We start from the raw sequence: 17760 nt of genomic DNA, 5'->3' as shown, positions 1-17760 counted from the left end.
AAGGCTCAACGCACGACGGCGGTGCTGCACCCAGCCGGGCACCGCACCGCCGTCGTCGTCAGCTTTGGCCTTAGAGGACCTTGGCCAGGAAGTCCTGCAGCCGGGACGACTGCGGGTTGCCGAAGAGTTCCTCCGGGGAGTTTTCCTCCACAATGAGCCCGTCAGCCATAAAGACAACCCGGTCGGCCACTTCACGGGCAAAGCCCATTTCGTGCGTGACCACGACCATGGTCATGCCTTCCTTGGCCAGGTCGCGGATGACCTGGAGCACTTCGCCGACCATTTCGGGGTCGAGGGCCGAAGTGGCCTCGTCGAAGAGCATCACGTCCGGCTTCATGGCCAGCGCACGGGCAATGGCCACACGCTGCTTCTGGCCGCCGGAGAGCTGCGCCGGGCGGGCATCGGCCTTGTCGGCCAGCCCAACGCGGTCCAGCAGCGCCAGGGCGTTGGCACGGACCTCGGCCTTGGAACCCTTCTTCAGTTCCACCGGTGCCAGCATGATGTTCTGCAGCACGGTCATGTGCGGGAACAGGTTGAAGTGCTGGAAGACCATGCCGATGTGCTGGCGGACCTTGTTCAGGTCCACCTTCGGGTCGGTGAGGTCGAAGCCGTCGATCACGACCTTGCCGGCCGTGATGTCTTCAAGCTTGTTCAGGCAGCGCAGGAAAGTCGACTTGCCGGAGCCGGACGGGCCGATCACGCAGACCACTTCGCCCTCGGCGACGGCGACGTCCAGTCCCTTCAGGACCTCGACCGGACCGTAGGACTTGCGCAGGCCGATGGTTTGGATCTTGCTCACTTGTTGAACCTCTTATCCAGGACGTCCGCCAGCTTGGTCAGCAGCGTGATCACGATGAAGTACAGGGCTGCGACGATGATCAGCACCTCTGCGGTGCGGAAGTTCACCGCGTAGACCTGCTGTGCCTGGTAGGTCAGCTCGGCGAAGCCGATGACGGCAAGCAGAGACGTGTCCTTCAGGGTGATCACGAACTGGTTAATGAAGGACGGCGTCATGATCTTCACGGCCTGCGGAATGATGATCTTCTGCATCGTCTTGCCGTAGCCAAGGCCCAGGCTGCGCGCCGCTTCCATCTGGCCCGGATCCACGGACTGGATGCCGCCGCGCACGATCTCGGTCATGTAGGCACCGGCGTTCAGGCTCAGTGTCAGCACGCCGGCAGTGAGGACGTCGACCGGCTGGCCGATGAGCTGGGGCAGGCCGAAGTAGAAGAAGAAGGCCTGCACCAGGACAGGGGTGCCGCGGAAGATGCTCACGTAGGTGGTGGCGATGCCGCGCAGCACGATCTTGGAGCTGACCTTGAAGAAACCGAAAATCACACCGAGGATCAGCGCGAAGAACAGTGACAGCGCGGTCGCCAGCAGCGTCAGGCCCAGGCCCTTGGCGAAGGCGGGTGCGTTGTCGGTGACCAGGGACCAGAAGCTGGAGTCGGCGGCGCCGGCATCCAGGTAGCGGTCCAGGATCTCGTCGTATTCGCCGGACTCCTGCAGGTTCGCAAGGCCCGCGTTGAACGCTTCCAGGAGTTCCGGGTTGGTCTCCGCATTCACGGCAAAGCCGTAGGAGGAGCCAACTTCCTTGTCCGTGACGGTCTTCAGCCCGTTGCCTGACTTGATGCCGTAGGCAAGGACCGGGTAGTCGTCGAACACGGCGACCGAGGAACCGGCCTTGACGTCGTCGTACATCTGGGCCGACTGGGCGAAAGCGATGACGTCGAAGCCATACTCGTCCTTGATGGACTCGGCGAAGGCCTGGCCTTCCGTGCCGGTCTTGACGGCAACGCGCTTGCCTTCCAGGTCTTCGTACCCGGCCACGTCGTTGTTGTTTTCCGCCACGGCCATCTGGATGCCGGATTCGAAGTACGGGTCAGAGAAGTCGAAGACCTTTTGCCGTTCCTCGGTGATGGACATGCCGGCGATGACGCCGTCGACCTGGTTGGACTGCAGCGCCTGAAGGGCGGCGTCGAACCCGAGGGAACGGATTTCCACCGCAAAGCCCTGGTCCTGCGCAATCGCGTTCATCAGGTCGATGTCGATACCGACGAGCTCGCCGTTTTCACGGAACTCGAAGGGAGCGAAGGTGGTATCAGTACCGATGGTGTAGGTTTTGCCCGCCACGCTGTCCGGTGCCGGTGAGGTGGCCGCGAAGGCCCCGGTTGCGGGGATGCCCAGCAGCAGCGCCAGCGCTGCAAGCAGGGAGGTGAGGGGAACCGCGAGTGAGGCGGGGCTTTTCAGCGCCCGTTTGCCACTGTGCAAAGTAAACGTCTCCTAGCTAATGGTTCGCGGCGATGCGCAGCAAACGCCACCAAAAAGACTACTAGGAATGCGGGCACCCAATTTACCGCGGGGTCCGGGCTCAGGTCTCTTCGAGCCCGTAGCCGTAGAACCAGCGTTCGAAAACACCCCGCGCCCGGCGCGTGATCCGGAGGTAGTGTTCTTCCAACACGCCGCCCTGACCTGCAGGGTAACCGCACCAGCGGGCCACTGCTTCGAGTTCACGCCGCGAGGAAGGAAGCACGTCGGCGTTCCTTCCGCCGCGGATCACGTTTGCACAACGGATCCGGCTGGCCAGCAGCCAGCTCTCCCGGAGGATCTGTACGTCGGCGTCCGGCAGGAACCCGGCGTCGCTGATCGCGTCCAGCGCTGCCAGCGTCGCCGTGGTGCGCAGGGCCGGGTAGGAATGGGCGTGCTGCAACTGCAGCAGCTGCACCAGCCACTCGACGTCGCTGAGGCCGCCGCGGCCCAGCTTGACGTGGCGGGAGGGATCGGCGCCCCGTGGCAGGCGTTCAGCTTCGACGCGTGCCTTGATGCGCCGGATCTCCCGGATATCTGCCTTGTCGAGGGATTCCGGATACCGGATGGGGTCAACCAGGGCCAGGAAATCCTCTCCCAGCCTGTCATCGCCTGCCATGGGCCGCGCACGGAGCAGCGCCTGTGCCTCCCAGGCCAGGGACCAGCGTTCATAGTAGCCCCGGTAGGAATCGAGGGTCCGCACCAGCGGCCCCTGTCTGCCCTCGGGGCGCAGCCCGGCGTCCAGCTCCAGGACCCGTTCAGCCAGGATGGCGGGCTGGCAGGGCTGCTGCAGGAGGGATGAGATGAGCCCGACAATCCGCTCGGCCTGCTTCTGCGCCGCCTGCGGATCTGCGCCGGGAAGCGGGCGGTGCACGTACAGGACGTCGGCGTCTGAGCCGTAGCCGATCTCTCGGCCGCCCTGCCGTCCCATGGCAACCACCAGCATGTCCGTCAGCTGCTCTTCCGAGCTGTAGACCTCGTTTTCCGCGGTATGCAGCATGCCCAGCACGGCGGCGCGGTCGTTGTCCGAGAGCGCCCGGCCGACTTCTTCCTGCGAGAGCAGGCCGGCACTGTCCGCCACCGCGATCCGGAGCATTTCGCGGCGCCGGATCAGGCGGATCAGGCGTGCAGCCTCTCCGGACCGGGGGTGGCGGGACATTTTGGCCCGTATTTCCTGCCAGAGGGCGTCGAAGCCCAGCGGGGACAGATCCTTGTCCGTGCCCAGCCACGCGGTGGATTCGGGGGAAACTTCCAGCAGGTCGCTGATGAAACGGGAGGAGGAGAGGATGTGGCACAGGCGCTCCCCCGCCGCGGAGGAATCGCGCAGCATGCCCAGGTACCAGTGGCTGTCTCCGAGGGACTCGCTGAGCCGGCGGAAGCCAAGCAGGCCGGCGTCGGGGTCCACACCGTCTGCCAGCCAGGCCAGCAGCACGGGAAGCAGCTGCCGCTGCAGGGCCGCCCGGCGGCTGATGCCGTTGGTCAGCGCCTCAATGTGCCGCATGGCGCCCTTGGGGTCCGCATAGCCCAGGGCAGCCAGCCTGGCCTGCGCGGCTTCCGGCGTCAGCCGGACCTCGTCCTCGGACAGGTTGGAGGCAGTGTTCAGCAGCGGACGGTAGAAGATCGATTCGTGCAGCCGGCGGACCAGCCGCTTGGTCCGCTGCCAGGTCTCCAGCAGACGCTCGGCGCTCGGCCGGATGAGGGCCAGGGAACCGGCGGAGGACTTTGACAGGGCACGCAGCGCCGGATCCGACTCCGGCATCAGGTGCGTGCGGCGCATGTGGACCATCTGGATGCGGTGTTCCAGGACACGCAGGTACCGGTACGCCGCATCCAGGTCCGCCGCATCTCCGCGGCCGATGTAGCCGCCTTCGCTGAGTGCCGCGATTGCCGACGTCGTGGTGCGGACCCGCAGGGTTTCATCGATCCGGCCGTGGACCAGCTGAAGCAGCTGGACGGTGAACTCCACGTCCCGCAGCCCGCCCTTGCCAAGTTTGATCTGCCGGGCTTCCTCATGGGCGGGGATATGGTCGGTGACCCGCCGGCGCATGGCCTGGACGGACTCCACAAACCCCTCCCGCTCGGAACTGGACCAGATCAGCGGCGCGACCGCGTCCTCGTACCGCCGGCCCAGATCCGGGTCACCGGCGATGGCGCGTGCCTTGAGCAGCGCCTGGAATTCCCAGGTGTGTGCCCAGCGCTGGTAGTAGTTCAGGTGCGACTCCAGCGTCCGGACCAGGGGTCCGTCCTTGCCCTCCGGGCGCAGGTTTGCGTCAACGTCCCACAGGCCCGGCTCCATGGCTGAGGCGTTGATGGCACGGGAAACTCCGGCGGCCATGGCAGTGCCAATGCGGTTCGCCAGCGGTTCATCCAGACCCGGCGCTTCGATGACATAGATGACGTCGACGTCGGAAATGTAGTTGAGCTCGCTGGCACCGCACTTGCCCATGCCGATGATGGCCAGACGGACGGCTGCGACGTCTGCCGGGTCAAAGGCCGCGGCAAGTTCCGCCCGGGACACTGCCAGGGCCGCTTCCAGTGCCGCCGCCGCAAGGTCTGCCAGTTCCCGGCCCACCGCGGGCATCGTATCTTCCGGCGACGCCGCGCCGAGGTCCCGGATGGCCAGGTCCAGCAGGTGGCGCCTGTACCGGGCGCGCAGGCTGACATAGGCCTGTGTGCCCGTCACCGCTGCCACCGAATTCGGGCCTGAGGCAGCTCCCACGGATTCCAGCAGCGATGCGCGCAGTATCCGGCCCGGTACCGCACCAGGTTCCGCGCGCAGCTCCGAAGCCAGCAGGTCCGCGTTCTCCGGGTGGCGCATGACAAACTCCGCCAGCGCCTCCGAGGCGCCCAGCACCCGGAACAGCGCCTCGGCGTCGTCCGGTTCCGCATTGACCAGCTCAGCGAGCGACGGGATGCGGCTCAGGAGCCTGACCAGTGACTGCAGTGCCATGTCCGGGTTTGCCGCCCGGGCAAATCCGGCGAAGAGCCTCTCCTCGTCTATCCCCGACAGCTCGGGGGCAGCGAGGAAGCGTTCACTCTTCTCCAGGTCCGTGAACCCGGTGGCAATCATGCGTCTGGTCAGGCTCATCAGCTCACCGGCGCTTTCGCTAGAGGATGCTCAGGTTCTTCTTCAGCTCGAAGGCCGTGACCTGCTGGCGGTACTCGTTCCAGTCGGCCTGCTTGTTCCTCAGGAAATTCTCGAAGACCTGCTCGCCCAGGATGCCGGCCACCAGTTCGGATTCCTCCATCACACGGATGGCGTCGTGGAGGCTCGAAGGCAGCGGAGAGTGGCCCATGGCGCGGCGCTCGGCGGCGCTCAGCGACTCGATGTCGTCCTCAGCACCCGGGGGCAGATCGTAGCCTTCTTCGATGCCCTTCAGGCCGGCACCGAGCAGCACGGCGTAGGACAGGTACGGGTTGGCTGCGGAGTCGATGCCGCGGTACTCGATCCGGGCGGACTGTCCCTTGCCCGGCTTGTACAGCGGTACGCGCAGCAGCGCAGAACGGTTGTTGTGGCCCCAGGAGAGATAGCTCGGAGCCTCGCCGCCGCCCCACAGCCGCTTGTAGGAGTTCACGAACTGGTTGGTCACGGCGGTGAATTCCGGGGCATGGCGCAGGATGCCGGCCATGAACTGGCGGGCCGTCGTCGAAAGCTGGAACTCGGCGCCGGCCTCGAAGAACGCGTTGGAGTCGCCTTCAAAGAGCGAGAAGTGGGTGTGCATGCCGGAACCGGGGTGGTCGGAGAACGGCTTCGGCATGAAGGTTGCGTAGCAGTCCGTCATCAGTGCGACCTCTTTCACGACCGTCCGGAAGGTCATGATGTTGTCCGCGGTCTGCAGGGCATCCGCGTAGCGCAGGTCAATTTCGTTCTGGCCGGGACCGGCTTCGTGATGGCTGAACTCCACGGAGATGCCCACTGCTTCAAGCATGGACACGGCAGTACGCCGGAAGTCCTGGGCCACGCCGCCGGGAACGTGGTCGAAGTACCCGGCGCGGTCAACGGGAACGGGTTCGCCGTCAGGACCAGGCTGGTCCGACTTCAGGAGGTAGAACTCGATCTCCGGGTGGGTGTAGCAGGTGAAGCCCATGTCGGCCGCCTTGGCCAGCTGGCGCTTGAGCACGTTGCGGGGGTCCGCTGCAGACGGCTGGCCGTCAGGGGTCAGGATGTCGCAGAACATCCGGGAGGTCTGCTCCGCGTCGCCGCGCCAGGGAAGGATCTGGAAGGTGGACGGGTCCGGCTGGGCCAGCATGTCGGATTCAAAGATGCGGGCCAGGCCCTCGATCGAGGAACCGTCGAACCCGAGGCCTTCCTCGAAAGCCCCTTCAACTTCGGCAGGGGCCAGGGCCACGGACTTCATGGACCCCACAACGTCGGTAAACCAGAGCCGGACAAACCGCACATCGCGTTCTTCGATCGTGCGCAGAACGAATTCCTGCTGGCGGTTCATGCTTACCTCTTTCGCTGTGGTTCGCTGTGGCGGGTCCTGATCTGAAACCCTTCTGCCCGTCCCCTGCGGCAAGGAAGCGCCCGGACCGGGATGGGGCCGGTGGTGTGCGCGGCCTGCAAATACTCTACCCAGCCGGAACCGGTTTTTCGGTCCGCGGCCCGCGTGTGGCCGGAGATTACGTGCCGGCCGGGCTCCGCGGGGCCCGGCCGTATGCGCCAATATTTAGTAGGCTCACATCATGACCAGCGCTGAACAGCCCAAACCGTACGGTACCGACCCGGCACAGGCCCCTGCCCTGCCGAAGCGCGTGCGTACGTCCTACCTCCAGCAGCTCAAGGATTCCGGCGGCAAGTTCGCCATGCTGACCGCCTACGACCAGTACACCGCGGCGATCTTTGACGAAGCCGGCATCGAGGCCCTGCTGATCGGTGATTCCGCAGCCAACAACGTCATGGGCCATGACACGACGCTGCCCATCACGCTGGACGAAATGATCGTCTTCGCCAAGTCAGTGGCTGCCGGAGCCAAGCGCGCCCTGATCGTGTGCGACCTGCCCTTTGGTTCCTACGAGGTCTCCCCCGCCCAGGCCATTGAGTCCTCGGTCCGGCTCATGAAGGAGGCAGGGGTCCAGGCAGTCAAGATGGAGGGCGGCGCGCACTACGCCGGTCACGTCCGGGCGATGACGGCTGCCGGAATCCCCGTCATGGCCCATGTTGGCTTCACTCCCCAGAGCGAGCATGCGCTGGGAGGTTACAAGGTGCAGGGCCGCGGAGATGCCGCGCAGGCAGTTATCGACGACGCCGTCGCCCTGGCCGAAGCCGGCGCGTTCTGCGTGCTGATGGAAATGGTTCCCGCCGACGTCGCCGCCGCCGTTGACGCGGCCGTGCCGGTACCCACGATCGGCATTGGCGCCGGAAACGCGACGACCGGACAGGTGCTGGTCTGGCAGGACATGGCGGGTATGCGCGGCGGCAAGGCACCGCGCTTCGTCAAGGCTTTCGCCGACGTCCGGACTGTCCTTTCAACCGCGGCCCGCGAGTATGCCGAGGAAGTCCGCAGCGGAACGTTCCCAGGTCCGGAGCACAGCTTCTAGCCCGGAGCCCAGCTTCGAGCTCCGGCACGAAGCTCAGTCCTCGTCCTGCCGGTCCCAGGCCTCGTTGCGGGCCTGGACCTTCTGCAGCGCGCGTTCCGCTTCCTCACGGCTGGGGTAGGGTCCGATCAGCTTGGTCCAGTCGGACTGCGGGCCAACTTCGACTTCGTGGGTCTGCACGTTGAACCAGAACTCGGCCATGGGCCCTCCTCAGGGTTGTGCGTCCGCGCCGTTTAAGCGGCTGGACAGTGGACATTGCCGGCCCCATGCGTTGGCACGGAGCGCTGGCGATAAGATCGATACTATGCCCCAGAATATTGCCACTGCACCCCTTGGACGCCTGCAGCCGGGACGGGTCTCTCCCCGCCGCCCCGTGCCGGCGTCGATTCCCCGTCCCGAGTATGTAGACAGGGAGGCGCCGGCAAAGTTCACGGGCTCAGAGGTGAAGTCGGCGGAGACGATCGAGAAGATCCGCATTGCCAGCCGCATCGCGGCCCAGGCCATCGTCGAGGTCGGCAACCACATCCAGCCCGGCGTCACCACTGATGAGCTGGACGTCGTCGCGCATGAATTCCTGCTGGACCACAAGGCCTACCCGTCGACGCTTGGCTACCGGGGCTTCCCGAAGTCCGTCTGCACCTCGGTCAATGAAGTAATCTGCCACGGCATCCCCGATTCCACGGTCATCCAGGACGGCGACATCGTCAACGTCGACATCACCGCCTACATCAACGGGGTCCACGGCGACACCAACTACACCTTCCTGGCCGGCGACGTCGACGAAGAGTCCCGCCTGCTCGTGGAGCGCACGGCGGAGTCGCTGCGGCGCGCCATCAAGGCCGTCATGCCGGGCCGCGAAATCAACGTGATCGGCCGGGCCATCGAGTCCTACGCCAAGCGGTTCGGCTACGGCGTGGTCCGCGACTTCACGGGCCACGGCGTCGGCGAGGCCTTCCATACGGGCCTGATCATCCCGCACTACGACGCCGCACCGGCGTACAGCCGGCTCATCGAAACCGGAATGGTGTTTACCATTGAGCCTATGCTCACACTCGGGACCATCGAGTGGGACATGTGGGAGGACAACTGGACCGTCCTGACCAAAGACCGCAAGCGAACCGCCCAGTTCGAACACACGCTGCTTGTCACGGACAACGGCGCCGAAATCCTGACCCTGCCGTAGCGCAACGCCTAGCACTGGAGAACCATGGCCAAGAAGCAGAAGAACAAGCACGATGCCGTCATTGGCATCGACATCGGCGGCACGGGCATCAAGGGCGGCATCGTCGACCTGAACAAGGGCAAGCTCATCGGCGACCGCTTCCGGATCCCCACCCCGCAGCCTGCGACGCCTGAGGCTGTGGCCGGCGTCGTCGGGCAGATCGTTGCCGAGCTCTCTTCACGCCCCGAGGGCCCGGGAACCGAGGTCCCTGTTGGCGTGACCTTCCCGGCCATCATCCAGCACGGTGTAGCCCGTTCCGCAGCAAACGTGGACAAGAGCTGGGTGGACACCGACGTCGATGCCCTGCTCACCAAGGCGCTCAACCGGGAAGTCCAGGTGATGAACGACGCCGATGCAGCCGGCCTGGCTGAAGCCCGCTACGGCGCCGGCAAGGGGGTGGGCGGAACGGTCCTGGTCATCACCCTCGGCACCGGCATCGGATCCGCGCTGATCTCCAACGGTGCGCTGGTTCCCAACGCCGAGCTTGGCCACCTCGAGATCGACGGCGTGGACGCCGAGTCCCGCGCCTCCGCCTCCGCCCGGGAGCGGGACAACATCAGCTGGGAAGAGTACGCCCACCGCCTCCAGCGGTACTTCTCCCACGTGGAGTTCCTCTTCTCCCCCGACCTGTTCGTGATCGGCGGCGGCATCTCCAAGCGCAGCGAGGACTTCCTGCCGATGCTCGACCTGCGAACCCCCGTGGTCACCGCCAACCTGAAGAACAATGCGGGAATCGTGGGTGGGGCGCTCCAGGCTGCACTGCACTTCAACTACGTCAAGTAACCCCGTCTTGATGGCAGAAACTGCTGGTTAGGGCTTCCAAACCAGCAGTTTCTGCCATCTCGTTTTGCGAGGCGGCTACTGGGCTGTCAGAGGACGCTGCGCTCCGGCGGGCACGCTGCCGGCGCGGGCGGAATCGGCCCGCAGCGCGGCAATAGCCGTCTCGAAGTCTTCAAGCGACTCGAAGGACTGGTAGACGCTGGCGAAGCGGAGGTAGGCCACCTGGTCCAGTTTCTGCAGCGGCTGCAGGATGGCCAGCCCCACTTCATGAGCCTGGATTTCAGCGACGCCGGAGGCACGGATAGTCTCCTCAACCTCCTGCGCCAGCAGCGCCAGGTCGTCCTCGCTTACCGGCCGTCCCTGGCACGCCTTGCGGGCACCGTTGATGACCTTGCTGCGGCTAAAGGGCTCGGCCACTCCGGAACGCTTGATCACGCTGAGGCTGGTGGTTTCCACCGTGCTGAAACGGCGCCCGCATTCGGGACACTGGCGTCTGCGCCGGATGGCGGAACCGTCGTCAGCGAGGCGGCTGTCGACGACCCGCGAGTCGGCGTTCCGGCAGTACGGACAGTACATTCCTCGGTCCTTTCACGCACAAGCGGTGAGGGCTTGGCACCCCGTTGTAGGAGGTCTCCCGCGGGAGCTTACCCGGCGAACCGGATACTGACGGCATCACCGTGTGCGGGCAGGTCCTCGGCGCGTGAGAGTGCCACGACGTGTGCGCTGACCTCGGCCAGGGCATCCCGGCTGTAGTCGATGACCTGGATCGCCCGCATGAACGTCGTGACGTTCAGGCCGGACGAGAACGCAGCGGTGCCCGCGGTCGGCAGCACGTGGTTTGAACCGGAGCAGTAGTCACCCAGGCTGACCGGGCTGTAGTTGCCCACGAAAATGGCTCCGGCGCTCGTGATCCGGCCGGCCACCGCCTGTGCATCGGCGGTCTGGATTTCCAGGTGCTCTGCGCCGTAGGCGTTGCAGACCGCAATACCCTGCTCCAGTCCATCAACCAGGACGACGGCGGACTGGGCGCCGGAGAGTGCGGTGCGGACCCGCTCTGAGTGCTTGGTGGAGGCCACCTGGTCCTCCAGGGCGGCACGGACGGACCCGGCAAGCTCTTCGGAATCCGTCACGAGGACGGATGCAGCGTTGGGATCGTGCTCGGCCTGGCTGATCAGGTCCGCGGCTACCAGCCTGGGATCGGCAGACCCGTCCGCAAGCACGGCAATCTCGGTGGGGCCGGCTTCGGCGTCAATCCCGACGACGCCCTTGACCAGCCGCTTGGCCGTGGCCACGAAGACGTTGCCCGGGCCGGTGACGACATCCACCGGTTCCAGTGCGGGACCGGCGTCTCCGGCGGGAATACCGTAGGCAAACGCGGCGATCGCCTGGGCACCGCCAACGGCGTACACCTCTTCGATCCCCAGCAGTTCGGCAGCCGCAAGGATGGTGGGGTGCGGCAGGCCGCCGAATTCCTTCTGCGGCGGCGACGTCAGGGCCAGGGAAGCAACCCCGGCGGCCTGTGCCGGCACCACATTCATGACCACGGAGGACGGGTAGACGGCCAGTCCGCCCGGAACGTAGAGTCCCACCCGGTTGACCGGAACCCAGCGGTGGGTGACCTTCGCGCCGTCGGCAATATCGACTTCCACGTCGGCCGGGCGGTGCGCTTCGGCAAAGATGCGGGCACGGCGGATCGACTCTTCGAGGCCGGCCCGTACGGCCGGATCGAGTTCCTTCAGTGCCGTGCGAAGGGCCTCGCGGGGAACCAGCGGATGGGCGAGCTCAACGCCGTCAAACTTTGCCGCAAGTTCCGAGAGCGCGGCAAACCCGCGGGCGCGCACATCGCCGATGATCGCGGCGACAGCATCCGACGCGACGTCGGTTGTGGTCTCGGCACGCGGCATGACCGCTTTCAGTTCTGCGGCAGAGAGCTTCCGGCCGCGCAGGTCCAGCGTGCGGAGGGCAGGAAACAGCAGGTCAGGACGAACATCAGGAGTGGAAGAAGTCACGAATCTATTCTACCTAGGCATCGAGGCATGCGGGGCCCAGAAGCACCTTCAAGTCACCAAAGAGCGACGGCGTCGGGTTGACCCGCATGTCCACGCCCAGTTTCATGACCTCCACGGTGCGGCTGCCGTTGAGCCGGATCTGGACCTCCGAGGTTCCGGGGTGGGTGCGGAGCACATCGCGGAGCTGCGTCACCACGGTTTCGGTGGCCTTATAGGTCGCCATCGAAATAACGACTGGACCCGAATGTCCCTCGCTGAGGTCCGGGACGGTCAGCTCCTGCGCGTTCAAGGTGACGGCACCGTCGTCGCGCCGCTGCAACCGGCCGCGGACGACGACGATCAGGTCCTCAGCGAGGACAGCGGCGATCGGCCCGTAGACCTGGCCAAAGAACATGACTTCCATGGACCCGGCCAGGTCCTCGATCTCACAGCGCGCGTACGCGTTGCCGCTGTTCTTGGCGATGCGGCGCTGCAGGGATGTGATCATTCCTGCGATGGTGACGATGGAACCGTCCGCCGGACCTTCCTCGCTGACGATCGAGGTGATCGAGGAGTCGGCGTGCTGGCTGAGGATGCCTTCCAGGCCCTGAAGCGGGTGGTCGGAGACGTACAGGCCCAGCATGTCCCGTTCAAAGGACAGCTTGTCCTTCTTCTCCCACTCGGGCAGGTCCGGGATGTCGATGGAAATGGAGGCTTCCGGTTCCGCGTCCCCGATGCCGGCGAACAGGTCGAACTGGCCTACGGCTTCGTTGCGCTTGAGGACCACCACGGAATCGATGGCCTCTTCATGGATCATGGCCAGCGGACGGCGGGCATGGCCCATTGAGTCGAACGCGCCGGCCTTGATGAGGGACTCGATAGTCCGCTTGTTGCAGACCACCGCAGGGACCTTCATGAGGAAGTCCTTGAAGTTGGTGAACGCTCCCTTTTCTTCGCGGGCGCCCACCATGGCCTGGACAACGTTGGTGCCCACGTTGCGGATCGCTCCCATGCCGAAGCGGATGTCCTTGCCCACAGGGGTGAAGTTCACGGAGGATTCGTTGACGTCCGGCGGCAGCACCGTGATGCCCATCTTCCGGCACTCGTTCAGGTACATGGCCAGCTTGTCCTTGTCATCTCCGACCGAGGTCAGGAGGGCAGCCATGTATTCGGCCGGGTACTTGGCCTTGAGGTACGCGGTCCAGTACGACACCACGCCGTAGGCAGCGGAGTGCGCCTTGTTGAAGGCGTAGTCGGAGAACGGGAGCAGGATGTCCCAAAGCGCCTTGATGGCTGCTTCCGAGTAGCCGCGGTCCACCATGCCCTGGTGGAAGCCGGCGTACTGCTTGTCCAGCTCGGATTTCTTCTTTTTGCCCATGGCGCGGCGGAGGATATCTGCCTGGCCGAGGCTGAATCCTGCCACCTTCTGGGCGATGGCCATAACCTGCTCCTGATAGACAATCAGGCCGTAGGTGGTGTTCAGGATTTCCGCGAGCGGTTCCTCGAGCTCCGGGTGGATCGGGGTGATTTCCTGCTGGCCGGTCTTGCGCAGGGCGTAGTTCGTGTGCGAGTTCGCACCCATGGGCCCGGGGCGGTACAGGGCGATGACAGCGGAGATGTCTTCGAAGTTGTCCGGCCGCATGCTCTTGAGCAGTGACCGCATGGGACCGCCGTCGAGCTGGAACACACCCAGTGTGTCACCGCTGGCCAGGAGGTCGTAGGCTTCCTTCAGATCCAGCGGAAGGTCTTCCAGGACCAGGCCCTCGCCGCGGTTGTTCTTGATGTTCTCCACTGCGTCGGAGACGATCGTCAGGTTCCGCAGGCCGAGGAAGTCCATCTTGATCAGCCCCAGGCCTTCGCAGGTGGGGTAATCGAACTGCGTAATAACCTGCCCGTCCTGCTCGCGCCGCATGATCGGGATGATGTCGATCAGGGGGTCGGAGGACATGATCACGCCGGCGGCGTGGACCCCCCACTGGCGCTTCAGGCCTTCAAGCCCCAGGGCGGTGTCGAACACGCGCTGGGAATCGGGATCAGTGCGCAGCAGTTCGCGCAGTTCCTCTGCCTCGCCGTAGCGTTTGGCTTCCTTGTTGTGCACGTCGGCCAGAGACAGGCCCTTGCCCATCACGTCCGGCGGCATCGCCTTGGTCAGGCGTTCTCCGACAGAGAAGGGGTAGCCCATCACGCGGGAGGAATCCTTCAAAGCCTGCTTGGCCTTGATGGTGCCGTACGTAACGATCATGGCAACACGCTCATCACCGTACTTCTCCGTGACGTAATGGATCACCTCGGAGCGGCGCCGATCATCGAAGTCGACGTCGAAGTCGGGCATGGACACACGGTCCGGGTTGAGGAACCGCTCGAAAATCAGGCCGTGCTGCAGCGGGTCCAGGTCGGTGATCCCCATGGCGTAGGCGGCCATGGAGCCGGCGCCGGAGCCTCGTCCGGGGCCAACCCGGATGCCGTTCTTCTTCGCCCAGTTGATGAAGTCGGCCACCACCAGGAAGTATCCCGGGAAGCCCATCTGGGCGATGATGCCGACCTCATAGTCGGCACGCTTGCGCACGGCGTCCGAGATGCCGCCCGGGTAGCGCTTCTGCAGCCCCTTCTCGACTTCCTTGACGAACCAGGATTCCTCGTTTTCCCCCTCCGGGGTGGGGAACCGCGGCATGTAGTTGGCCTTGGTGTTGAACTCGACGTCACAGCGCTCGGCAATGAGCAGCGTGTTGTCGCAGGCGTCCGGGTGGTCGCGGAAGATCGAGCGCATCTCGTCAGGAGACTTGAGGTAGAACTCGTCGGCGTCGAACTTGAACCGCTTCGGATCCGCCAGGGAGGAACCGGACTGCACGCAGAGCAGCGCCGCGTGCGCGGAAGCGTCTTCGGCGTGGGTGTAGTGCAGGTCATTCGTGGCTACCAGCGGCAGGCCCAGCTCCTTGGCGAGCTTGATCAGGTCAGCCTGGATATTGCGCTCAATATCCAAGCCGTGGTCCATCAGCTCGCAGAAGAAGTTGTCCTTGCCGAAGATGTCCCGGAAATCGGACGCCGCCTGGACGGCTTCCTTGTAGAGGCCCAGCCTGAGCTTCGTCTGTACTTCCCCGGACGGGCAGCCCGTCGTGGCGATCAGGCCCTTGCCGTAGGTCTGCAGCAGGTCCCGGTCCATCCGCGGTTTGTAGAGGTAGCCCTCCAGGGAGGCCAGGGAGGACATCCGGAAGAGGTTGTGCATGCCCTCGGTAGTCTCGGCCCACATCGTCATGTGCGTGTAGGCACCGGCGCCGGAGACGTCGTTCCGGCCGCCGTCGCCCCACTTCACACGGGTCTTGTCCTGGCGCGCCGTCCCCGGAGTCAGGTAGGCCTCGACGCCGATGATCGGCTTGATCCCGGAGTTGCGTGCCTTGTTCCAGAAGTCGAAGGCCCCGAAGACGAACCCGTGGTCCGTCGTTGCCAGGGCATTCATGCCCAGTTCGTCGGCATGGCTGAAGAGGTCGGTCAGCCTGGCGGCACCGTCCAGCATCGAATACTCGGTGTGGTTGTGAAGATGGACAAACGATTTGGACGAACTAGTTGCTGAAGCCACCTAACCATTCTAGGGGCGCGCGGCGTCCGCCTAGACGTCCCCGCGTTCCAGCGCGTCGAGCGCATACTGCAGGTCCTGGGGGTAGGCCGATTCATACTCGACCCAGTTCCCGGTTCCGGGATGCGTGAAGCCCAGCTTCCGGGCATGCAGCCACTGCCTGGTCAGGCCCAGTTCCGCGGCAAGACGGGGATCGGCACCATACGTGAGGTCACCCGCGCAGGGGTGGCGCAGGGCGGAAAAGTGCACGCGGATCTGGTGTGTCCGGCCGGTTTCGAGGTGCACTTCCACCAGCGATGCGCGGCCGAAGGCCTCAAGGACCTTGTAGTGCGTGACCGAGTCCCGTCCGTCATCGATGACGGCAAAGCGCCAGTCGTGTCCGGGGTGGCGGCCGATGGGCGCGTCGATGGTTCCTTCAAGCGGATCCGGCAGCCCCTGCACCAGGGCATGGTATTCCTTCTCCACCGTGCGGTCCCGGAACGCCTGCTTCAGCACGTTGTAGGCGTGTTCGGTCTTGGCCACCACCATCACGCCGGAGGTCCCGACGTCGAGGCGGTGCACAATTCCCTGCCGCTCCCCCGCACCGGAGGTGGAGATGCGGTAGCCGGCGGCGGCGAGGCCGCCCACGACGGTGGGGCCAACCCAGCCCGGCGAGGGGTGCGCCGCAACGCCCACCGGCTTGTCGATGACGACGAAGTGCTCATCGTCACCAAGGATTTTCAGGTCATCGATGGGTTCGACGACGACGGCCAGCGGATCCGGCAGTTCCGGCACGTCGGCGGCTACGATGTCGCCGGTCCGCAGGCGGTCAGACTTGGCCACGGGTTTGCCTGCACGGGTCAGCCATCCCTCGGCACACCAGCTGGCAGCGGTGGAACGGGAAATGTCCAGCAGGGTGCCCAGCACGGCGTCGGCCCTGCCGCCGTCGTGCTCCTCGCCGATAGTGAACTTGGCGTGGATCTCAGGCATCTGCAGCGTCCTTGCTGCTGGTGGCCCGGGTGCCGTCCATATTGATTCCGCGCAGCGTCAGCAGGCACACCAGGATCACGCCCGAGACCACACAGGAGTCTGCAATGTTGAAGATGGCGAAGTTGGGGAGGGCAATAAAGTCGACGACGTGTCCCTGGCCGAACGAAGGCTCGCGGAAAAGGCGGTCGGTCAGGTTGCCCAGCGCCCCGCCCAGCACGAGCCCGAGGGCGATGGACCAGCCCAGGGAACGCAGCCGGAACATGAGGTAGATGAGGAAGCCGGAGACCACCACCATGATGATGGTGAAGACCCAGGTGTAATCCGTCCCGATGGAAAACGCCGCTCCGGGATTCCGGATGAAGTGCCAGCGCAGCACGGAGCCCAAAACGTCAGTGACCTGGCCCTCGGTCATGGTGGAGACGACCCAGATCTTCGTGAGCTGGTCCAGCACCCACGCGGCCAAGGCGCAGCAGGCCATGATCAGGGCGTAGCGGGTCAGGGCAGCTTTGGGCCGCACGGGGGGCTGGGGCTGCTCGGCAGGTGCGTTCGGAGAGTCAGTCATGATGCTTTCGTTTTCGGGACCTGGGCGGCCCGGTACAGGGCCAAAACGCCACGGGCCGGCGGCCGGGAGGTCCCGGCCACCGGCCCGTGGTTCTGTAACCAGTCTAATCCTGATTTATATCCGTCCAGACGGACAGGGGCGTTCGCTTACGCGTCAGCCGTCTCCGAAGCTACGGAACCGCGGGAATCGAGGTCGCGCAGCTGGCCTTCGATGTAGGCCTTCAGACGGGTGCGGTAGTCACGCTCGAAGCCGCGCAGCTGCTCCACCTTGCGCTCCAGGAGTGCCTTCTGCTGTTCCAGGGAGCTGAGGATCTTGCGGCTCTTCTCCTGTGCCTCAGTGACGAGTCCGCTGGCTTCGATCTGAGCCTCGGCGATGATCTTGTCGCGCTGCTCAACGCCTGCGCTGACATAGTCGTCGTGCATCTTCTGGGCCATTGCCAGAATGCCTGCGGCGGACTCAGCCGGATTGGCTGCGGAAGAGGGTGCCTCCTGGGCACGCGGAGCCTCAACCTTCGGGGCCTCGACCTTCGGCTCCGGCTTGGGCTCGGGCTTCTTCTCTTCCTTGACCGGCTGGGAAACCTGTTCGGTCTTCGAAGCTGCGGACACCGGTGCAGGGACCTGGTTGCCTGCGGGGGCACCTGCCACTGCTTCGGCGAGCTGCCGGCGCAGGTCTTCGTTCTCGGCATTCAGGCGGCGGAGTTCCACGACGATTTCGTCGAGGAAGTCATCCACCTCATCCTGGTCGTAGCCTTCACGGAACTTAGTCGGCTGGAACCGCTTGTTGACAACATCTTCTGGCGTCAGAGCCATCTGGTCACCTCATA

General features: G+C 65.0%; 14 protein-coding genes. 3 read left to right on the top strand and 11 right to left on the bottom strand.

Annotation, left to right across the window (positions count from 1 at the left end; all coding sequences use genetic code 11):
- Nucleotides 1-70: 70 nt before the first annotated feature.
- From NF551_RS06875 to NF551_RS06860, 4 genes are all read right to left on the bottom strand, one after another.
- Nucleotides 71-799: an amino acid ABC transporter ATP-binding protein gene (locus NF551_RS06875; RefSeq protein ID WP_227897113.1), complete on the bottom strand. Its 729-nt coding sequence runs from the start codon at nt 797-799 to the stop codon at nt 71-73.
- Nucleotides 796-2271 (bottom strand): amino acid ABC transporter substrate-binding protein/permease, encoded by a 1476-nt coding sequence (locus NF551_RS06870; protein WP_227897114.1) that lies wholly within the window; start codon nt 2269-2271, stop codon nt 796-798. The genes NF551_RS06875 and NF551_RS06870 overlap by 4 nt, the downstream gene beginning before the upstream one ends.
- A gap of 100 nt (nt 2272-2371) precedes the next feature.
- Nucleotides 2372-5395 carry a bifunctional [glutamine synthetase] adenylyltransferase/[glutamine synthetase]-adenylyl-L-tyrosine phosphorylase gene (locus NF551_RS06865; protein ID WP_227897115.1) on the bottom strand — a complete coding sequence of 1008 codons (3024 nt, stop codon included), beginning with the start codon at nt 5393-5395 and terminating at the stop codon, nt 2372-2374.
- A 19-nt stretch (nt 5396-5414) separates the two neighbouring features.
- Entirely contained in the window at nt 5415-6755 is a 1341-nt protein-coding gene (locus tag NF551_RS06860) for a glutamine synthetase family protein (protein ID WP_227897116.1), read from the bottom strand.
- Between the two features lie 238 nt (nt 6756-6993).
- On the opposite strand from NF551_RS06860, the gene panB reads away from it, so the two are divergent.
- Nucleotides 6994-7848, top strand: coding sequence for a 3-methyl-2-oxobutanoate hydroxymethyltransferase (gene panB / locus NF551_RS06855; RefSeq protein ID WP_227897117.1), 855 nt, complete (start codon nt 6994-6996; stop codon nt 7846-7848).
- A 33-nt stretch (nt 7849-7881) separates the two neighbouring features.
- Here the strand turns inward: panB and NF551_RS06850 are convergent, their stop codons facing one another.
- Entirely contained in the window at nt 7882-8046 is a 165-nt protein-coding gene (locus NF551_RS06850; RefSeq protein WP_227897118.1) for an SPOR domain-containing protein, read from the bottom strand.
- A gap of 103 nt (nt 8047-8149) precedes the next feature.
- On the opposite strand from NF551_RS06850, the gene map reads away from it, so the two are divergent.
- Together map and ppgK are read left to right on the top strand one after the other, a co-directional pair.
- On the top strand, nt 8150-9028 hold the full coding sequence (gene map / locus NF551_RS06845; protein WP_227897119.1) for a type I methionyl aminopeptidase: 879 nt from the start codon (nt 8150-8152) through the stop codon (nt 9026-9028).
- Between the two features lie 24 nt (nt 9029-9052).
- Nucleotides 9053-9850 (top strand): polyphosphate--glucose phosphotransferase, encoded by a 798-nt coding sequence (gene ppgK / locus NF551_RS06840; protein WP_227897120.1) that lies wholly within the window; start codon nt 9053-9055, stop codon nt 9848-9850.
- A 75-nt stretch (nt 9851-9925) separates the two neighbouring features.
- Here ppgK and nrdR read toward each other — a convergent pair whose 3' ends face one another.
- The 6 genes from nrdR to NF551_RS06810 all read right to left on the bottom strand — a co-directional run bounded on the left by nrdR (nt 9926) and on the right by NF551_RS06810 (nt 17746).
- A complete protein-coding gene (nrdR, locus tag NF551_RS06835; RefSeq protein WP_227897121.1) occupies nt 9926-10423 on the bottom strand; it encodes a transcriptional regulator NrdR in 498 nt (165 codons plus the stop codon).
- Nucleotides 10424-10491: 68 nt separating this feature from the next.
- Entirely contained in the window at nt 10492-11856 is a 1365-nt protein-coding gene (gene hisD, locus NF551_RS06830) for a histidinol dehydrogenase (RefSeq protein ID WP_227897122.1), read from the bottom strand.
- A gap of 13 nt (nt 11857-11869) precedes the next feature.
- Nucleotides 11870-15409 carry a DNA polymerase III subunit alpha gene (gene dnaE, locus NF551_RS06825; RefSeq protein WP_227897123.1) on the bottom strand — a complete coding sequence of 1180 codons (3540 nt, stop codon included), beginning with the start codon at nt 15407-15409 and terminating at the stop codon, nt 11870-11872.
- A 30-nt stretch (nt 15410-15439) separates the two neighbouring features.
- Nucleotides 15440-16375 (bottom strand): RluA family pseudouridine synthase, encoded by a 936-nt coding sequence (locus NF551_RS06820; protein ID WP_227897124.1) that lies wholly within the window; start codon nt 16373-16375, stop codon nt 15440-15442.
- Nucleotides 16368-16937, bottom strand: coding sequence for a signal peptidase II (gene lspA, locus NF551_RS06815; RefSeq protein ID WP_227897125.1), 570 nt, complete (start codon nt 16935-16937; stop codon nt 16368-16370). The genes NF551_RS06820 and lspA overlap by 8 nt, the downstream gene beginning before the upstream one ends.
- Before the next feature lie 146 nt (nt 16938-17083).
- On the bottom strand, nt 17084-17746 hold the full coding sequence (locus NF551_RS06810) for a DivIVA domain-containing protein (RefSeq protein ID WP_227897126.1): 663 nt from the start codon (nt 17744-17746) through the stop codon (nt 17084-17086).
- Nucleotides 17747-17760 lie beyond the last annotated feature (14 nt).

The organism is Arthrobacter caoxuetaonis (genome assembly GCF_023921125.1).
GTDB classification, from domain to species: domain Bacteria; phylum Actinomycetota; class Actinomycetes; order Actinomycetales; family Micrococcaceae; genus Arthrobacter_B; species Arthrobacter_B caoxuetaonis.
This window is presented reverse-complemented; position numbering and strand designations above follow the sequence as displayed.

What these genes read in the sequence shown, in the direction of transcription:
- NF551_RS06865 (WP_227897115.1), bottom strand. Translation starts at nt 5,395, where the DNA reads ATGAGCCTGACCAGACGCATGATTGCCACCGGGTTCACGGACCTGGAG.
- NF551_RS06860 (WP_227897116.1), bottom strand. Translation starts at nt 6,755, where the DNA reads ATGAACCGCCAGCAGGAATTCGTTCTGCGCACGATCGAAGAACGCGAT.
- panB (WP_227897117.1), top strand. Translation starts at nt 6,994, where the DNA reads ATGACCAGCGCTGAACAGCCCAAACCGTACGGTACCGACCCGGCACAG.
- NF551_RS06850 (WP_227897118.1), bottom strand. Translation starts at nt 8,046, where the DNA reads ATGGCCGAGTTCTGGTTCAACGTGCAGACCCACGAAGTCGAAGTTGGC.
- map (WP_227897119.1), top strand. Translation starts at nt 8,150, where the DNA reads ATGCCCCAGAATATTGCCACTGCACCCCTTGGACGCCTGCAGCCGGGA.
- ppgK (WP_227897120.1), top strand. Translation starts at nt 9,053, where the DNA reads ATGGCCAAGAAGCAGAAGAACAAGCACGATGCCGTCATTGGCATCGAC.
- nrdR (WP_227897121.1), bottom strand. Translation starts at nt 10,423, where the DNA reads ATGTACTGTCCGTACTGCCGGAACGCCGACTCGCGGGTCGTCGACAGC.
- NF551_RS06820 (WP_227897124.1), bottom strand. Translation starts at nt 16,375, where the DNA reads ATGCCTGAGATCCACGCCAAGTTCACTATCGGCGAGGAGCACGACGGC.
- lspA (WP_227897125.1), bottom strand. Translation starts at nt 16,937, where the DNA reads ATGACTGACTCTCCGAACGCACCTGCCGAGCAGCCCCAGCCCCCCGTG.
- NF551_RS06810 (WP_227897126.1), bottom strand. Translation starts at nt 17,746, where the DNA reads ATGGCTCTGACGCCAGAAGATGTTGTCAACAAGCGGTTCCAGCCGACT.